This is a genomic window from Halomonas sp. BMC6 (assembly GCF_964204995.1).
GTDB lineage: Bacteria > Pseudomonadota > Gammaproteobacteria > Pseudomonadales > Halomonadaceae > Vreelandella.
Genome location: NZ_CAXNSH010000001.1, coordinates 694,650 through 709,135, shown reverse-complemented (window position 1 = coordinate 709,135; position 14,486 = coordinate 694,650). Strand labels below are relative to the sequence as shown.

14 protein-coding genes and 1 pseudogene are annotated in these 14,486 nt (G+C 52.8%); 12 read left to right on the top strand and 3 right to left on the bottom strand.

Annotation, left to right across the window (positions count from 1 at the left end):
• Positions 1-136: 136 nt before the first annotated feature.
• The 9 genes from AB6K10_RS03335 (at position 137) to AB6K10_RS03295 (ending at position 8,482) form a co-directional block, all read left to right on the top strand.
• Positions 137-670 carry a plastocyanin/azurin family copper-binding protein gene (locus tag AB6K10_RS03335; RefSeq protein ID WP_054641625.1) on the top strand — a complete coding sequence of 178 codons (534 nt, stop codon included), beginning with the start codon at positions 137-139 and terminating at the stop codon, positions 668-670.
• 14 nt (positions 671-684) lie between these two features.
• Positions 685-1,350 carry a response regulator transcription factor gene (locus AB6K10_RS03330; RefSeq protein WP_153843656.1) on the top strand — a complete coding sequence of 222 codons (666 nt, stop codon included), beginning with the start codon at positions 685-687 and terminating at the stop codon, positions 1,348-1,350.
• A gap of 76 nt (positions 1,351-1,426) precedes the next feature.
• The gene (locus tag AB6K10_RS03325; protein ID WP_339117989.1) at positions 1,427-2,671 is read left to right on the top strand and encodes a sensor histidine kinase; all 1,245 of its coding nucleotides are present in this window, start codon (positions 1,427-1,429) and stop codon (positions 2,669-2,671) included.
• A 68-nt stretch (positions 2,672-2,739) separates the two neighbouring features.
• A complete protein-coding gene (locus AB6K10_RS03320; RefSeq protein WP_339117988.1) occupies positions 2,740-4,620 on the top strand; it encodes a copper resistance system multicopper oxidase in 1,881 nt (626 codons plus the stop codon).
• A 9-nt stretch (positions 4,621-4,629) separates the two neighbouring features.
• Positions 4,630-5,400: a copper resistance protein B gene (locus tag AB6K10_RS03315; RefSeq protein ID WP_153843659.1), complete on the top strand. Its 771-nt coding sequence runs from the start codon at positions 4,630-4,632 to the stop codon at positions 5,398-5,400.
• A 130-nt stretch (positions 5,401-5,530) separates the two neighbouring features.
• Complete coding sequence (locus tag AB6K10_RS03310) at positions 5,531-5,941, top strand: hypothetical protein (RefSeq protein WP_153843660.1); 411 nt, start codon at positions 5,531-5,533, stop codon at positions 5,939-5,941.
• A 166-nt stretch (positions 5,942-6,107) separates the two neighbouring features.
• Positions 6,108-6,251 carry a hypothetical protein gene (locus tag AB6K10_RS03305; RefSeq protein ID WP_339117987.1) on the top strand — a complete coding sequence of 48 codons (144 nt, stop codon included), beginning with the start codon at positions 6,108-6,110 and terminating at the stop codon, positions 6,249-6,251.
• A gap of 66 nt (positions 6,252-6,317) precedes the next feature.
• Positions 6,318-7,405 (top strand): IS3 family transposase gene (locus AB6K10_RS03300; protein WP_305948193.1). Its coding sequence is split into 2 segments (ribosomal slippage): positions 6,318-6,570 and positions 6,570-7,405, totalling 1,089 coding nucleotides; the frame shifts between segments, so codons are not numbered across the junction.
• 39 nt (positions 7,406-7,444) lie between these two features.
• Complete coding sequence (locus AB6K10_RS03295) at positions 7,445-8,482, top strand: DcaP family trimeric outer membrane transporter (protein WP_339117986.1); 1,038 nt, start codon at positions 7,445-7,447, stop codon at positions 8,480-8,482.
• A 143-nt stretch (positions 8,483-8,625) separates the two neighbouring features.
• Here AB6K10_RS03295 and AB6K10_RS03290 read toward each other — a convergent pair.
• The 3 genes and pseudogenes from AB6K10_RS03290 to AB6K10_RS03280 all read right to left on the bottom strand — a co-directional run.
• Positions 8,626-8,844: pseudogene (locus AB6K10_RS03290) on the bottom strand (transposase); the annotation flags it as partial.
• Positions 8,845-9,077: 233 nt separating this feature from the next.
• Complete coding sequence (locus AB6K10_RS03285) at positions 9,078-9,239, bottom strand: four-helix bundle copper-binding protein (RefSeq protein WP_231125689.1); 162 nt, start codon at positions 9,237-9,239, stop codon at positions 9,078-9,080.
• A 589-nt stretch (positions 9,240-9,828) separates the two neighbouring features.
• Positions 9,829-10,551, bottom strand: a complete 723-nt coding sequence (locus AB6K10_RS03280; RefSeq protein ID WP_022522193.1) for a cytochrome c biogenesis CcdA family protein — start codon at positions 10,549-10,551, stop codon at positions 9,829-9,831.
• A gap of 247 nt (positions 10,552-10,798) precedes the next feature.
• Here AB6K10_RS03280 and AB6K10_RS03275 point away from each other — a divergent pair, with 247 nt between their 5' ends.
• The 3 genes from AB6K10_RS03275 to AB6K10_RS03265 all read left to right on the top strand — a co-directional run bounded on the left by AB6K10_RS03275 (position 10,799) and on the right by AB6K10_RS03265 (position 14,466).
• A complete protein-coding gene (locus AB6K10_RS03275) occupies positions 10,799-11,434 on the top strand; it encodes a peroxiredoxin (protein ID WP_074211540.1) in 636 nt (211 codons plus the stop codon).
• A gap of 71 nt (positions 11,435-11,505) precedes the next feature.
• Positions 11,506-11,913 carry a heavy metal-responsive transcriptional regulator gene (locus AB6K10_RS03270; protein WP_058579630.1) on the top strand — a complete coding sequence of 136 codons (408 nt, stop codon included), beginning with the start codon at positions 11,506-11,508 and terminating at the stop codon, positions 11,911-11,913.
• A gap of 78 nt (positions 11,914-11,991) precedes the next feature.
• Positions 11,992-14,466 carry a heavy metal translocating P-type ATPase gene (locus AB6K10_RS03265; protein ID WP_172420649.1) on the top strand — a complete coding sequence of 825 codons (2,475 nt, stop codon included), beginning with the start codon at positions 11,992-11,994 and terminating at the stop codon, positions 14,464-14,466.
• Positions 14,467-14,486 lie beyond the last annotated feature (20 nt).

Here is a 14,486-nt window from a genome sequence, read left to right as displayed (position 1 = left end):
ATCAGGGGGGGCAGGATCCATCATCATGTTAGAAATGCTTTTGGGTAGCAGGCCATATTTTTACGTTAGGTTCAGGCTCGTTTCAGGTTAACGCCGTATAAAGAACAAGTGACAATAACCTCTGAGGTAAATGACCATGCGCAACATCTCCTTAACAACGTCTTTGTTTGCCCTTTCACTCAGTTTGATAACGAGTGCGGCATGGGCTTCGCCCGGCCAAGGCAGTGGTGACAATGGCCTAACCGAGGCTGACGTTGACCGCACGATCAGCCTTGAGGCTGGCGATATGTGGTTCGACCCTGAAGAGCTAGAACTGGCGGCTGGGGAGGTGGTTAAATTTGAAATCACCAACACCGGCAATTTAGAGCATGAATTTGTGATTGGTAGCAAAGAAGCCCAAGAAGAACATCGCCAGATGATGCTAAACATGGCCAATGGCGGAGGCCATGACATGTCGAATATGGCACACGGTGAAGGCCACGATATGTCCAATATGTCAAACGGCGATGGTCACGATATGGCCAATATGAGTATGGCAGGTGTCACCATTGCGCCTGGTGAAACCGGGACTTTATTATGGAGTGTCCCTGACAATGTTAACGAGCTAGAGTATGCCTGTAACATTCCTGGTCATTATGAATCCGGCATGTACGGCAATTTTTCTCTCTAATCTGACGTATATCCATGAAACTGTTGCTACTTGAAGATGATGACTTGCTAGCGGAAAGCTTGGCAGAGAGTCTCAAAGACAACGGTTACCTGGTTGATTTGGCCGCCTCATTGAAAGCGGCCAAGTCGCTGATGGCAACCGAGCATTATGAACTGGCGATCTTAGATGTCGGTTTGCCCGACGGCTCAGGGCTGGATCTGCTCGCCCAGTGGCGCAGGCAAAAACGCGACACGCCTATTTTGATCCTGACGGCCCGCGATACCTGGGAAGATAAAGTTGTCGGTCTTGAGACGGGGGCCGATGACTATCTTACCAAGCCCTTCCACGAAGCCGAACTGATGGCCCGGCTGAAGGCCTTGCTACGCAGGCAGTCTGGTCAGTTATCTCAAGTGATCACGCTTAACGGCATTTCGTTGGATGAAGCGGGTCAACGAGTGTGCTTAGAAGGTGAAACGTGGCGTTCGCTCACAGCGACCGAGTTTCGGTTACTGCGCTACTTAATGCTTCATCCAGACCGTATTCACTCGAAAGATCAGCTACTAGAGCAGCTCTACGCCTTGGATCAGGACGCTGCCGCACCTAACTTGGTGGAAGTCTACATCGCTCGTCTGCGCCGTTATCTCGGTAAATCAGTCATTCAAACGCGACGTGGTCAGGGGTATTTCTTTGCTTCACATTGATAGACGCAGTTTACGCATTCGGCTACTCGCATGGTTAGGCGGCGTCGCGCTACTGGTGGTGGTCACCACGTGGCTATTGCACGGGATCTTTTTACAGAGCCTGGCAAGGGATTTTTTAGGTGAACGCTTACAACGTGAAGCAAACCACGCGGTCGCGCAGCTAGAGCAAGACCAAACGGCTGTACCGACTGCGCTCGACTCGGTTAGCCAAGGCTATCAAGTCTTTCATCATCTCTACGTACTCCGTTTCAATGGCTCGGTCAACGCTTCTGACCCGCAATGGCAGCAACAGCTGGCTCCGTTGCTAGATGAGAGCGGCGATGCCCTAATAGATGTGAATCGCGGAACACAGCACATGCTCGTCTATCGCCGCCATTTTGAGTGGCAGGGCACGCAGGGTGTGCTATTGGTGGGCGAGGATTTTTCCCAAGTAGAAGCAGGGCTTGCAACTTTACACTGGTGGGTCGGTGGGATCGCCGCCGTGCTTTTAGGGGTGCTCATCATACTCAACATGCTAGCGGTTAACCGTGGACTCATACCACTCTGGCAACTGCGCCAACAACTTGAAGCATTGCGATCAGGCAAACGTGATCGCTTGTCATTAGTAGCCCCTTCGGAGCTAGATGAATTAGTCGACCAGTTGAACTGGTTCATGGACGACATTGATCTTCGTCTGAAGCGCTCGCGAGAATCGGTCGCCAACCTATCACACGCATTAAAAACCCCGCTGGCAGCAATTACCCAAGTACTGCGCGGCAATCGGCCCATTGATGAAAACCGACGGCATAAACTGCTCAGTCGTATTGAAGATATTAACGCTCAGTTAGCTGCAGAGCTGCGTCGTTCGCGTATTGCAGGGCCTAACGCGGGTCGAATGGCGAACGTCACGCGAGATAGTTCACGGCTCATCGAGATGTTCCGTAGTCTTTACCCTGAGCGCATTTTCAACCTTACCCACTCGGCACACGAGAAAGACCAAGTGCCTATTGAGGCTCACGACTTTTCTGAAATATTAGGCATCGTGCTCGATAACGCTGGCAAATGGTCGAATAGGTGCATTAATTGCGATATTGCCGTCTCCACTACCACACTCACGCTCACCACTGATGATGACGGTTTCGGCGTTGCAGAAGAAGATCTTTCGCGCTTGGGAGAGCGTGGCACACGATTGGATGAACGCCGTCCCGGCTACGGCTTAGGCCTGTCGATTCTTGCGCAGTTAATTGCCCGCTACTCAGGGCACTCGCGCTTTGAGCGTAGTCCACTGGGTGGACTGCGCGTTACGGTTACGTTGCCTCTTGCAGTTGAAGTGATTAATTAATCACTATTCAGCTTTGATTCAGCTTCTTCCATCAAGATGGTGTCATTCATCATTGATGGGAGTTACACATGGCACGCTCAAGTATCATTTCTCACCCTCTTTCTCGTCGGCAAGTGTTAAAAGGAGGCGCTGCCTTAGGCTTAGGTTCTGCTGCGGCAATGGGGTTAACCCCCGCCTGGGCAAACCCCTGGGGCCGTACCAACGTCTATGCTCAGGGCGTTGAAGAAGGGCCCGAAGTATCGCTGGCGATCCGCCGTGAATCGTTGCCTATTGACGGACAAGAAGCCCAACCCATTACCATTAACGGTACCAGTCCTGGCCCGCTGATTCGTTTGAAAGAAGGTCAAGACGCAGTACTGCGTGTCACCAACCTGCTGGACGAGCCCACCTCCATCCACTGGCATGGTCTCATTCTACCGCCGGAAATGGATGGTGTGCCTGGCGTTAGCTTTGCAGGTATCGCCCCTGGTGAAACCTTTACCTACCGTTTTCCCGTCCGTCAGAACGGTACCTACTGGTACCACAGCCACTCCGGCTTGCAGGAACAGCTCGGCCACGCCGGGCCGTTGATAATTGACGCCGCCGAGCGCGAACCCATCCGCTATGACCGTGAGCATGTGCTACTGCTCACCGACTGGACCTTTGAAGACCCCATGTCGGTATTTCGTAATCTGAAAACCATGGAAGGCTATTACAACTTCCAAGAGCGCACGATTGCTGACTTCTTTGCCGATGTTCGTAACAACGGTTTTGCTCAGACCGCTGAAATGCGCGGCATGTGGGCTCAAATGCGCATGAGTTCGCGGGATATCGCCGATGTCACCGGTAGTACTTATACTTATCTTCTCAACGGCTATTCTCCTCAAGAAAACTGGAATGCCTTGTTCAAAGCTGGTGAGCGGATACGACTACGCGTGATTAACGGGTCGGCGATGTCATACTTTGATGTACGTATACCTGGTTTGAAGATGACCGTCGTTGCTGCCGATGGCCAGCCAGTGCAACCCGTGCCTGTTGATGAGTTCCGTATTGGCGTGGCGGAAACCTACGATGTGCTGGTTTCACCTGAAGACGACCGGGCATACACCATCTTCGCCGAAGCCATGGATCGGAGCGGCTATGCACGCGCCACGCTAGCTCCACGTGAAGGCATGCAGGCGGAGATTCCTGAACGCCGTCAAATTGCAGACCGCGGTATGGAAGCCATGGGTGCCCACGGCATGGGCGGTATGGATCACTCCAACATGGCGGGGATGGATCACTCTGGCATGTCCAATATGCAAGGCATGGATCATTCCAACATGTCGGGGATGGATCATTCTGGGATGTCGAATATGGAAGGCATGGATCATTCCAGCATGGCTGGGATGGATCACTCTGGTATGTCCAACATGCAAGGCATGGATCACTCTACTATGGGGGGGATGGCAGCCGAGCAGGCCAAAATAGGTGCAAATGGTTTGCTTCTCGCCGGTGAAGCTCAGCCGGGTTCTCGCTATAACCAGGCGGGAATCGGCATTGATCCCGACGAACGACGCGTATTGGTTTACCGGGATCTCAAAGCGTTCACACCATGGCCTGATCGCCGCGAGCCAGGCCGTGAGCTTGAGCTGCACCTGACCGGCAATATGGAGCGTTATATGTGGTCGTTCGACGGTAAGAAGTTTAGCGAAGTGACCGGCCCTATTCATTTTGAGAAAGATGAGCGGCTGCGCCTAATCCTCATTAACGACACCATGATGGAGCATCCTATCCACCTCCACGGTATGTGGATGGAGCTGGAAAACGGCCAAGGGGAATTGATACCACGCAAACACACCCTAAATGTGAAGCCTGGTGAGCGCGTGTCTGCGTTGATCACCGCAGACGCAGAGGGCAGTTGGGCGTTCCACTGCCACCTTCTCTATCACATGGATGCTGGCATGTTCCGCGTTGTTCAAGTTTCTTAAGGAGGCAGTATGAAAATTAAGCGCTACTTAACCCTCGCCAGCGCCGCCCTTGGCATGGCCGCCGCCACGACCGCTCAAGCCGAAGATGGCTATGCGGCACCAGACAGTTGGCCAGCGCCCACTGAGGAACATAATATGGGTATGGCACTGTTTGATCGGCTCGAATATAGCGTGCCTGATAAAGGCCCAGAAGCCGTGGTATGGGACTTTCAAGGCTGGTACGGCGGCGATATCAACCGCATTTACCTAAAGTCAGAAGGCGAAAATGTCCAGGGCGACGGCGAAGATGCTGAGTTTGAGTCTTTGGAACTACTCTATAGTCGTTTAGTGGCTGATTTTTGGGAGTTACAGGGGGGGATCGGTTATCAAGGCGGTGTTTTCTCCGATGATCACGCTGAACGCACCTATGGGGTTGTCGGCCTGCAAGGCGTAATGCCCTACGGCATTGAAACCGACGTGGCATTACAAGTGAGTGAAGATGGCGACGTGGCCGCCAGTTTTGAAGGCGAATACGATCTGCGCCTGACTCAGCGGCTCTACCTACAGCCGCGCACCGAAATTGCCGTGGCCGCCAGTGAAGTTGAGGAGTTTGGTGTGGGTGAGGGCCTTAACTCAGTGCGTGTCGGCATGCGCCTGGGCTACGAAGTGACCAGACGCTTTGCGCCTTACGTGGGCGCTTACTGGGTAAAAGAGTATGGCGATACCGCTGACCTTTCTCGTGCTGGCGGGAATAATACCGAAGATACCGGCGTGGTGGCAGGTGTCAGGTTAATGTTTTAAATCGTTAAGCACTCTATAACTTGCGCCACCGAAAGGTGGCGTTTTTTTTTGCTAATAAACCACTAAATTCAGCTTCATTTCAAAAATCACAGCTAATATAACCATGTAACCAACCACTGGAGTAGTTATCATGAAAGTTAAATCAATTCTCTTTGGAGCGCTTGTCGCTAGCATTTTTTCAACGCCAGCATTGGCTAACTTTGGCACGACCACCCAAGACCTGCCTCTCCTTGAAAGAGGTGTCTCTTCTACACAATTGCTGGCCCAAGGCCAATCAAAGCGTTTCAATATCAACATTCAACAAGCGACTACGCTGAAGATAGCAAGTGAGCACTTTCCAGGATTTACCAGCACTGGCAACCGCATTTCAGCTGTTCTTTATAATGAGGCGGGACAGCAGGTAGCAGAAGCTTCCAGCCCACGGGGGCACTTCGAACTTGTTCGTCAGCTGCAACCGGGTAATTATCAGCTTGAGGTAACAGGAAGATCAAGGGGAGGCAGTGATGATAACCGTTATTATGAACTACATGTCGCCTATTGATATCCTTTAGTCTTGACATGAATTAAGAAGGTCAGCCATGAGCTGACCTTTTTTATGAAAAACTAGTATCTCGGCAAACAAATTCAGCTTTAATTCAGGAGTTTTCGCTAACTTTATAGTGCCGCAATCGGCGTAAAAACAAGACAATTCATAAAGAGGTGTCATCATGTGGAATAACAAGAAGATTCCCTTGGTCAGCATGACGGTTATGGCCTTGGCAATCGGCTCGACGTATGTTTCGGCCCTGGAAACCCAAGTGGGAGAGACCACCGCGGGGCTTTATGGCTACGCCAGGCTGAACATGGGGTAATCCCCCCGAAAAACAGCGGTGATCGAAAGTAGAATTTTCCGTAAGCTACACGCAGGGAGATTCTGCATGAAGAAGTCACGTTTTTCCGACAGCCAGATTCTGTCGATCCTGAAGCAAGCCGAGAACGGCGCCCCGGTTCCGGAGCTGTGCCGTGAGCACGGCATGAGCAGCGCCAGCTTTTACAAATGGCGCGCGAAGTTCGGCGGAATGGACGCATCGATGATGGCCCGTTTGAAAGAGCTGGAGGATGAAAACCGCCGGCTCAAGAAGATGTATGCCGAAGAACGGCTGAAGGCTGACATCCTCAAGGAAGCCATCGAAAAAAAGTGGTGAAGCCGTCTCGTCGCCGTGAGATGGCGCAGAAGGCCGTCACTGAGAAGCGTGTCAGCATTCGCCTGGCGTGTTGGATGTTCAGCATCAGCGAGACCTGCTATCGCTACCAGGCCAAGCTCAGCAGCGAGAATGCCGAGATTGCCGACTGGCTGATTCGATTGACCCATAATCAGCGGAACTGGGGCTTTGGTCTGTGTTTCCTGCATTTGCGCAATGTGAAAGGCTTTGCCTGGAATCACAAGCGGGTGTACCGGATTTACCGGGAGCTGGAACTGAATCTGCGCATCAAGCCCAAGAAGCGCCTGGTTCGTGAAAAGCCGGAGCCTTTGGCTGTGCCGGACACGATCAACGACAGCTGGTCGATGGACTTCATGCACGACCAGCTCAACGACGGACGCAGTTACCGGCTGCTGAATGTGATCGATGACTTTAACCGCGAAGGCCTTGGCATTGAAGTGGACTTCTCGCTTCCGGCAGAGCGTGTTATCCGATCACTGGAGCAGATCATCGAATGGCGGGGCAAGCCTCGTTCTATTCGCTGTGACAACGGCCCAGAGTACATCAGTGGCAAGCTGGCGACCTGGGCGGAGAACCAAGGCATTGCTTTGGCGTTTATCCAGCCCGGCAAACCCCAGCAAAATGCCTATATCGAACGCTACAACCGAACGGTGCGTTACGATTGGCTGGCACAATATCTATTCGACAGCACCGAAGAAGTCCAGGATTATGCCACTCGTTGGCTCTGGCACTACAATCACGAACGACCCAATATGGGACTCGGAGGGATTACCCCTCAACAGAAGTTGGCTATGATGGCCTGAGGTCTACTTTTGAACCCCGCTAAAAATGGGGGGATTACCATGGCTTACAACTTCGATCGGGATGCCGGATCAGCTAACGAAGGTTACTTTGCTGAAGTCGCAGGATCGGAAGATGAGAGGGGTGTCGGGGATCAGTTTCAAGTCACCGCGACACAAAGCCGTATCGGCTTTCGGACCAGTACGCCTGTCGAGGGGGGCACGCTAGACACCGTTATCGAAGGGGATTTCTGGTCCTACAACGATGATAATACGCGCTTCAGACTACGGCATGCCTATGGGTCCTGGAATGGCATTCTGGCAGGGCAAACCTGGTCGAATTACACCACCTTCGTCGCCGCCACGCCCACACTGGATTTCCTCGGCACGGCGGGAAGCAATGGCTATGGGTCGCGCCTAGCCCAGTTGCGCTACACCATGGGAGGATTCTCGATAGCCGCGGAAGACCCTCAAGCTCAATTGGCTGAGAATATAGATGGCTCAGTGCCAGAAGATGATTTGCTACCGGATAATGACGATGCCGTATCATCGATGCCCGCGTTGAGCCTGCGCTATGAAGATAGTATGGGTGACTTTTCCTACTCAATCGCCGGCATCGCCCGGCAGCTGAAGTACGATACCGGAAGCGAAAAGGATACGGAAATGGGCTATGGGGCCTTCGCCGCAGGTGCCTACCATGCCGGACCGGTGACCTTGAGAGCGATCGTGAACGCCAGCGAGGGGGCGAACAGTTACCTCTATCTGTCTGGCGATTACTTCAACGGTGCCGATGCCTACGTCGATACCAACGGTAAGCTGCAAACGCTATCTGGCGATGGCGGAGCCCTTGGTCTTTCTTATCAAATATCACCACAGTATTCACTGAACGCGTCCCATGGCTATACCGATGTCGAATTGGGCGACCCTACCGTAGGTGGGAATGCAGGTAGAAAGAACAAGAATACATTTCTTAATCTGATATGGACTCCCAACGAACGCTTGATGTACGGAATTGAGTACGGCTATTTCGAAACGGAGTTGGCCGATGGCCGTGAAGAAGATGCGAGCCGTGTGATGGTGGCTGCCCAGTATAGTTTCTAGGGTGAGTTAGTAGCATAGCAGAGAAGCTGTTTTGATCGATTGCTTGGGCGTATGCCCAAGCTTTTTTATGGTTCTTCGTCACTTCATGTGGGGCCTGATCGAACAGGCGACCCACAATACCACTGTCACTAAACTGAATAAGAAAGATCAGTCGCGTCGGGAACACTTTTGATGACCAAATCGATACAGATGAAGTCGCGCATGGCCTGGCTGTCATAGATGGCATCTTCAAGCGCTTCGTCGACCAGTGCATACCATTGCTGAAGGAAGTAGATCCGCAACATCTGTCCCAGGAACCGTTCCCGGCGGGTGACCTTCTTATTGTTCTGGTGCTCAGCCTGAGCAAACGAGATCTGTTTCATCGAGAACTCTGGCGGGTAGTGGAAAACTGTATTTTGCCCTGCCGGTGGCACTTAGGCAGCAACGGTCGTATTTATGCAGTGTTTCCTTAAAAGAGGCTCGCAGTAGGCTTGCTTCTACTAGAGTTTATTTCAAAATAATTACCTCAATAATTTGAAAGCCTGAGTTAAAGCAAATGAATTTCTCCATAGAAGTTCACGTCGAGCCGGAGCGCTTGCCCCGGCTGGTTTGAAGCTTAGCTGGCCATTGCGGCACATTCTTCAGCGCAGCGATGACAAGATTGAGCACACTCTTGACAATGGGTTGCATCATGTTTTGCACACTCATCACCACACTTTTTACAAATGTCGGCACATAGACGGCAGATCTCGTGCGCAAACTCGCTTTCTTGTGCCATGAATGAAGCGGCTAACCGGCAAATTTGAGCACATTGCATGTTAAGGCGAATACATTCCGCCATCATTTTTACGTCGTCTTCTTTTAGGCACTCAGTTGCACACTTGTCACAATACGCTGCACATACGTGACAAGCTTCAATGCAATTCTCATATTTTCCAAAATCCATCTCGATTCTCCATTTATTAAATCAGATTTTATTCACCATAGCTCTTGCTTGGCATAATAAAGCTAGAACAACCTAAAAGAAAAATCAAGGAAAGGTAATCAGGTAACTACTCACGAAATATAAAGTTAAAAAGGTAGCTGTGCGCTACTTGCCAATAATTTTTAATTATTCAGTTAAGATTCAGGAAGGCCTACTATAGTAAATGTTTTTCAAAAAATACTGCAGCATTCGCTGCGCCTGGAAGTTAGCTCGCCACGAAGCCCCTAATTAAAGTAAGTAGGTGAGAAAACTAAATTAATAATGAGAGGAATCAAGTTCTAAGCTTTATAAAAAATAATCTCCTTTTAGGAGACTAGCTCAGCCTAATAAGCTTCCTAAGGAGTCAGTATGAAAATTAATATCTACTTCTCTGACGGCCTGGCTACCCCAGGGTCGCCAGGGAGGGAAAAAGGTCGACCATGATACTGGAAAGCCGCGTCATGGTACCCGAGACGATGGCGATGCCCATCAGGATCACAACCGTGCCCGCCACGGGGCGAGCATAGGCGCTCCACCTTCCTAGGCTTTGCCGATGCAGAGCGAATCGGTTAATCAGTAAAGTGCTGGCAAGAAAAGGTAGCGCTAGGCCAGCCGAGTAGGCACTGAGATATATCATTCCAGCCTGGGCACTAGCAGCATTGGACGTGGCCATCAAGATGGCGCCCAGGATGGGGCCGATACAGGGCGTCCAGCCGATGGCAAAAGATACCCCGAACACAGTAGCCGAAAGCGGAGAGCCACCCTGGACATTGGGGGTGAACTGAAAGGTACGCTGGAAAAGCGGCAATCGGAACACGCCGGTCATGAAGAGGCCCAGCACGATCACCGCCGAGCCGGCAACCCAGTTGAATTCTTGGCGATACCCTCGCATCAGTTGCCCGATACTACTGGCGCCGAGCCCGAGTAGGATGAACACGATGCTGAAGCCGAAGACGAAGAAGGCACTGAGGGTCAATGCCTCTAACCGCCTGTCGGCTTTACCGGCACTACCGCCTGTGACCACCGACAGGTAGGCCGGTAACAGGGGCAGCGTGCAGGGCGAGAAGAAGGAGACCAATCCGCCGATAAAGGCGCCGACCAAGCCGATGGAAGAGAGAGATTCCAATGTGTTATCGCAACTTAAGTTATGGAGACGGCCAACAAGGGTATTGATACCAATCCCATGGTGCTACCTCCTATCATATCCATTTTAACGCCGTAAGAATTTTAAGGCTTACAGCTGCTTTAAGGTCAACCTTTATTGACAAATTATTTGTCTCCTATCGAATTGCAAATATTACACATCAGGCTTGACCTTAAAGTTGACTTCAAAGTTATGGTGGCTACTCAATGAATGACATGAGGACATTTCCATGGCGCTACAACTGGGCGAGACAGCACCAAACTTCACGATCGAATCCACACAAGGCACGGTCAACTTTCACCAATGGCTTGACGACAGCTGGGCGGTTCTGTTCTCGCACCCCGCTGATTTTACGCCAGTATGCACCACAGAACTGGGCGCGTTTGCCAAGCGAAAGAACGAATTCACCAAGCGGGGTGCCAAACTGGTTGGGGTTTCGGTGGATCCCCTCAGCTCTCACCACGACTGGCTGGGGGATATTGAACAGACTCAGGGCACGGCCCTGAACTACCCCTTGCTGGCTGACGAAGATCAGGTGGTAGCGAAGCTTTATGGAATGATCCATCCCAAAGCCGACCCCAAACTGACGGTGCGTACGGTCTTCATCATCGATTCTGACAAGAAAATTCGTCTCACTTTGACGTATCCACCCAGCACAGGACGTAATGTCGACGAGATACTGCGGGTTCTCGATTCGCTTCAGCTAACTGACAAGCACAAAGTGGCCACCCCAGTTGACTGGCAAAACGGTGACGATGTCATCATCTCGCCATCGCTATCGAATGATGACGCTAGGCAACACTTTCCCGAAGGCTGGAACACCAAGACGCCCTACCTTAGGGTCGTGCGCCAACCGGAGCAATAGGAGCCCCGACCGGTAGATTCGTTGAGTCAGGCTGCCAGAAGCTTAGATTAATAATGTCGTGAGGTAACGCTATGCAAACACTAAGTATCGGCGAGCTTGCCGAACGAAGCGGGGTCGCTAGCCAGGCGATTCGATTCTACGAAAAAGAGAAACTTATGCCTCCTCCGAGGAGGACCGATGCCAACTATCGGCGTTACCCACTGGAAGCTGTGGATCGGTTGCAGTTTATCGTCCATGCCAAGCAGTGGGGCTTCACGCTGCAAGAGATTCGGGAGCTGCTAATGCTTCAGGATGCTAATGGCGACCGGGCGCAAGCTAAACGCATCGCCGGGGAGAAGCTGCACAAGGTGCGCGAGCAGATCAAACACCTCACGCGGATTGAAGCCGTATTATCGAAAACACTGAGCGAGTGTGCAGGCGAAGGGCCTATGCAGGAAGGCTGCCCGATTGTTGAAGCTATCGCTGAGCAGGCTGAATGATCAGCACTTTCTCGACAGCGAACATGGGGAATCAAGCTCGCATATCGGGTCGTCAATAAATAACAGGAGATCTTCATTATGGCGCAAAACGTCGATATCGAGATTCGTGGTATGTCCTGTGCTTCCTGTGTTGGACGTGTGGAACGTGCACTCAGCCAGCAGCCAGGCGTGATCAACGCTCAAGTGAACCTCGCCACCCAGAAGGCGGCTATCCAGGTCGAAGCAGTTACCACGACCACTAGCCTACTCGACGCCATTGAAACAGCGGGCTATCAACCGGTAGTGGAAAGTATCGAGATTCCTGTTACCGGCATGAGTTGCGGATCTTGTGTCTCTCGGATAGAGCGAACGCTAACGAAGCTGCCCGGCATGGTGGAAGTGAGTGTTAACCTTGCTACCCAGAAGGCCTTCGTTCGTTTCCTGCCAGGAGCCGTTTCGTTAACGCGTATTCAGCATGCCATCCGCGAAGCAGGCTATGAACCGCAGGATACCGATACGCCGCCACCAACGGACAGCGAGGATCGGGAAAGAGCCGAGCTTCGCCGTCGAGTCGTGCTCGCGGCAATATTTACGATTCCGGTAGTCATCATCGCCATGGGGAAAATGATTCCCACTTTTGACGCGCTGTTAACGAGTCTAATGCCGCATCGCGGCTGGATGGGCGTTGAGTGGTTGTTGGCCACACCGGTGCAGTTCTATGCCGGGGCACGCTTCTATCGTACTGGCTTCGCCGAACTCCGGCATTTTAATCCTGGCATGAATAGCCTCGTTATGATCGGATCGAGCGCTGCCTATTTTTATTCGGTCGCCGCCCTGCTAATGCCCGCGCTCTTCCCCGTCGGAACCGCCGTGAGCTATTTCGAAGCGGCGGCGGTCATCGTGACGCTAATTCTGCTCGGTCGCTATTTTGAACACATTGCCAAGGGCCGCACCTCCGAGGCTATCAAGAAGCTTCTGCAATTACAGGCGAAAACTGCCCGCGTCATCCGCGAAGATGAAACCGTCGAGCTGCCTATCGACGCCGTCGTCACGGGCGATCGTATTTTGGTTCGCCCAGGGGAGCGTGTTCCAGTAGATGGCATCGTTGAGGAGGGCCACTCCTACGTTGATGAGTCGATGATCAGCGGTGAGCCAGTGCCGGTCGTCAAACAGAAGGATTCCGAAGTCGTCGGTGGCACTATCAACAAGAACGGTGCACTTACCTTTCGGGCCACGCGAGTCGGTGCCGACACTGTCTTGTCGCAGATCGTCAAGATGGTGGAAACGGCCCAAGCGGAGAAGCCCCCCATCCAGCAGTTGGCCGACAAGGTTGCTGGTGTATTTGTTCCCGTAGTCATCGCTATCGCCACGATGACCTTTGCACTCTGGTTCGCTTTCGGACCGGCGCCGTCCTTGTCCTTTGCCTTTGTCACTACCGTTAGCGTGCTGCTAATTGCCTGCCCATGTGCGATGGGCCTGGCCACCCCAACGGCCATCATGGTCAGTACCGGGAAAGGGGCCGAGATGGGGGTGCTATTTCGCAAAGGGGCGGCGCTTGAGACGCTGGCCAAGATGAATACGGTGGTGCTGGACAAGACCGGCACTTTGACCCAAGGACGCCCCGAACTGACTGATTTCGAAGCTATTAACGGTCATGAAAACGACGTGCTGCGACTGGTCGCGGCGGTGGAAGCTCAAAGCGAGCACCCCATCGCTGAGGCTATTGTGCAGGGCGCCAAGACCCGTGGGCTGGAATTACCCCCTGTCAGTCGCTTTAGTGCCGAGCCAGGCTACGGCATTGAAGCCGAGGTCGACGGCCACTTGGTACATGTAGGGGCTGATCGTTACATGCGTCGGCTGGAAATCGACCTCGGCCAGGCAGAAACACGCGCCAAGGTGTTGGCCGAGAACGCCAAGAGCCCGCTCTATGCCGCGGTAGACGGTCAGCTTGCTGCAGTCATCGCGGTGGCGGATCCCCTCAAGGAGGGCTCTGCCGACGCTATCGCAGCACTCAAAGCGCAAGGGCTGGAAGTGGCCATGCTCACCGGCGATAACCGTGCCACTGCCGATGCTATCGCCCGACAGGTTGGCATCCAGCAGATTCTCGCTGAGGTACTGCCCGACCAGAAAGCGGCAGAGATCCGGCGTCTCCAGGCGGAGGGCAAGCGCGTCGCTTTTGTGGGGGACGGGATCAATGATGCGCCCGCTTTGGCCCAGGCCGACGTGGGCATTGCGATCGGCACTGGCACCGATATTGCCATCGAGTCCGGCGATGTGGTGCTGATGAGTGGCGATTTGCGAGGCATCGTCAATGCCACGGCGCTCTCCAAGCGTACCCACCGGACCATTATCGGCAATTTCGTTTGGGCCTATGGCTACAACGTAGCGTTGATCCCCGTGGCGGCGGGCGTGCTCTATCCGTTCATCGGCGTATTGCTCAGCCCCATGCTGGCGGCGGCGGCCATGAGCATTTCCAGTGTTTTTGTGCTGACTAACTCGTTGCGGCTACGCCGTTTCACATCGGATACCGGCAATGCCACACCACGTCCAAACGATGCTGTTCATCGCGCCTAAACCAAACAATGTCGTGTTAA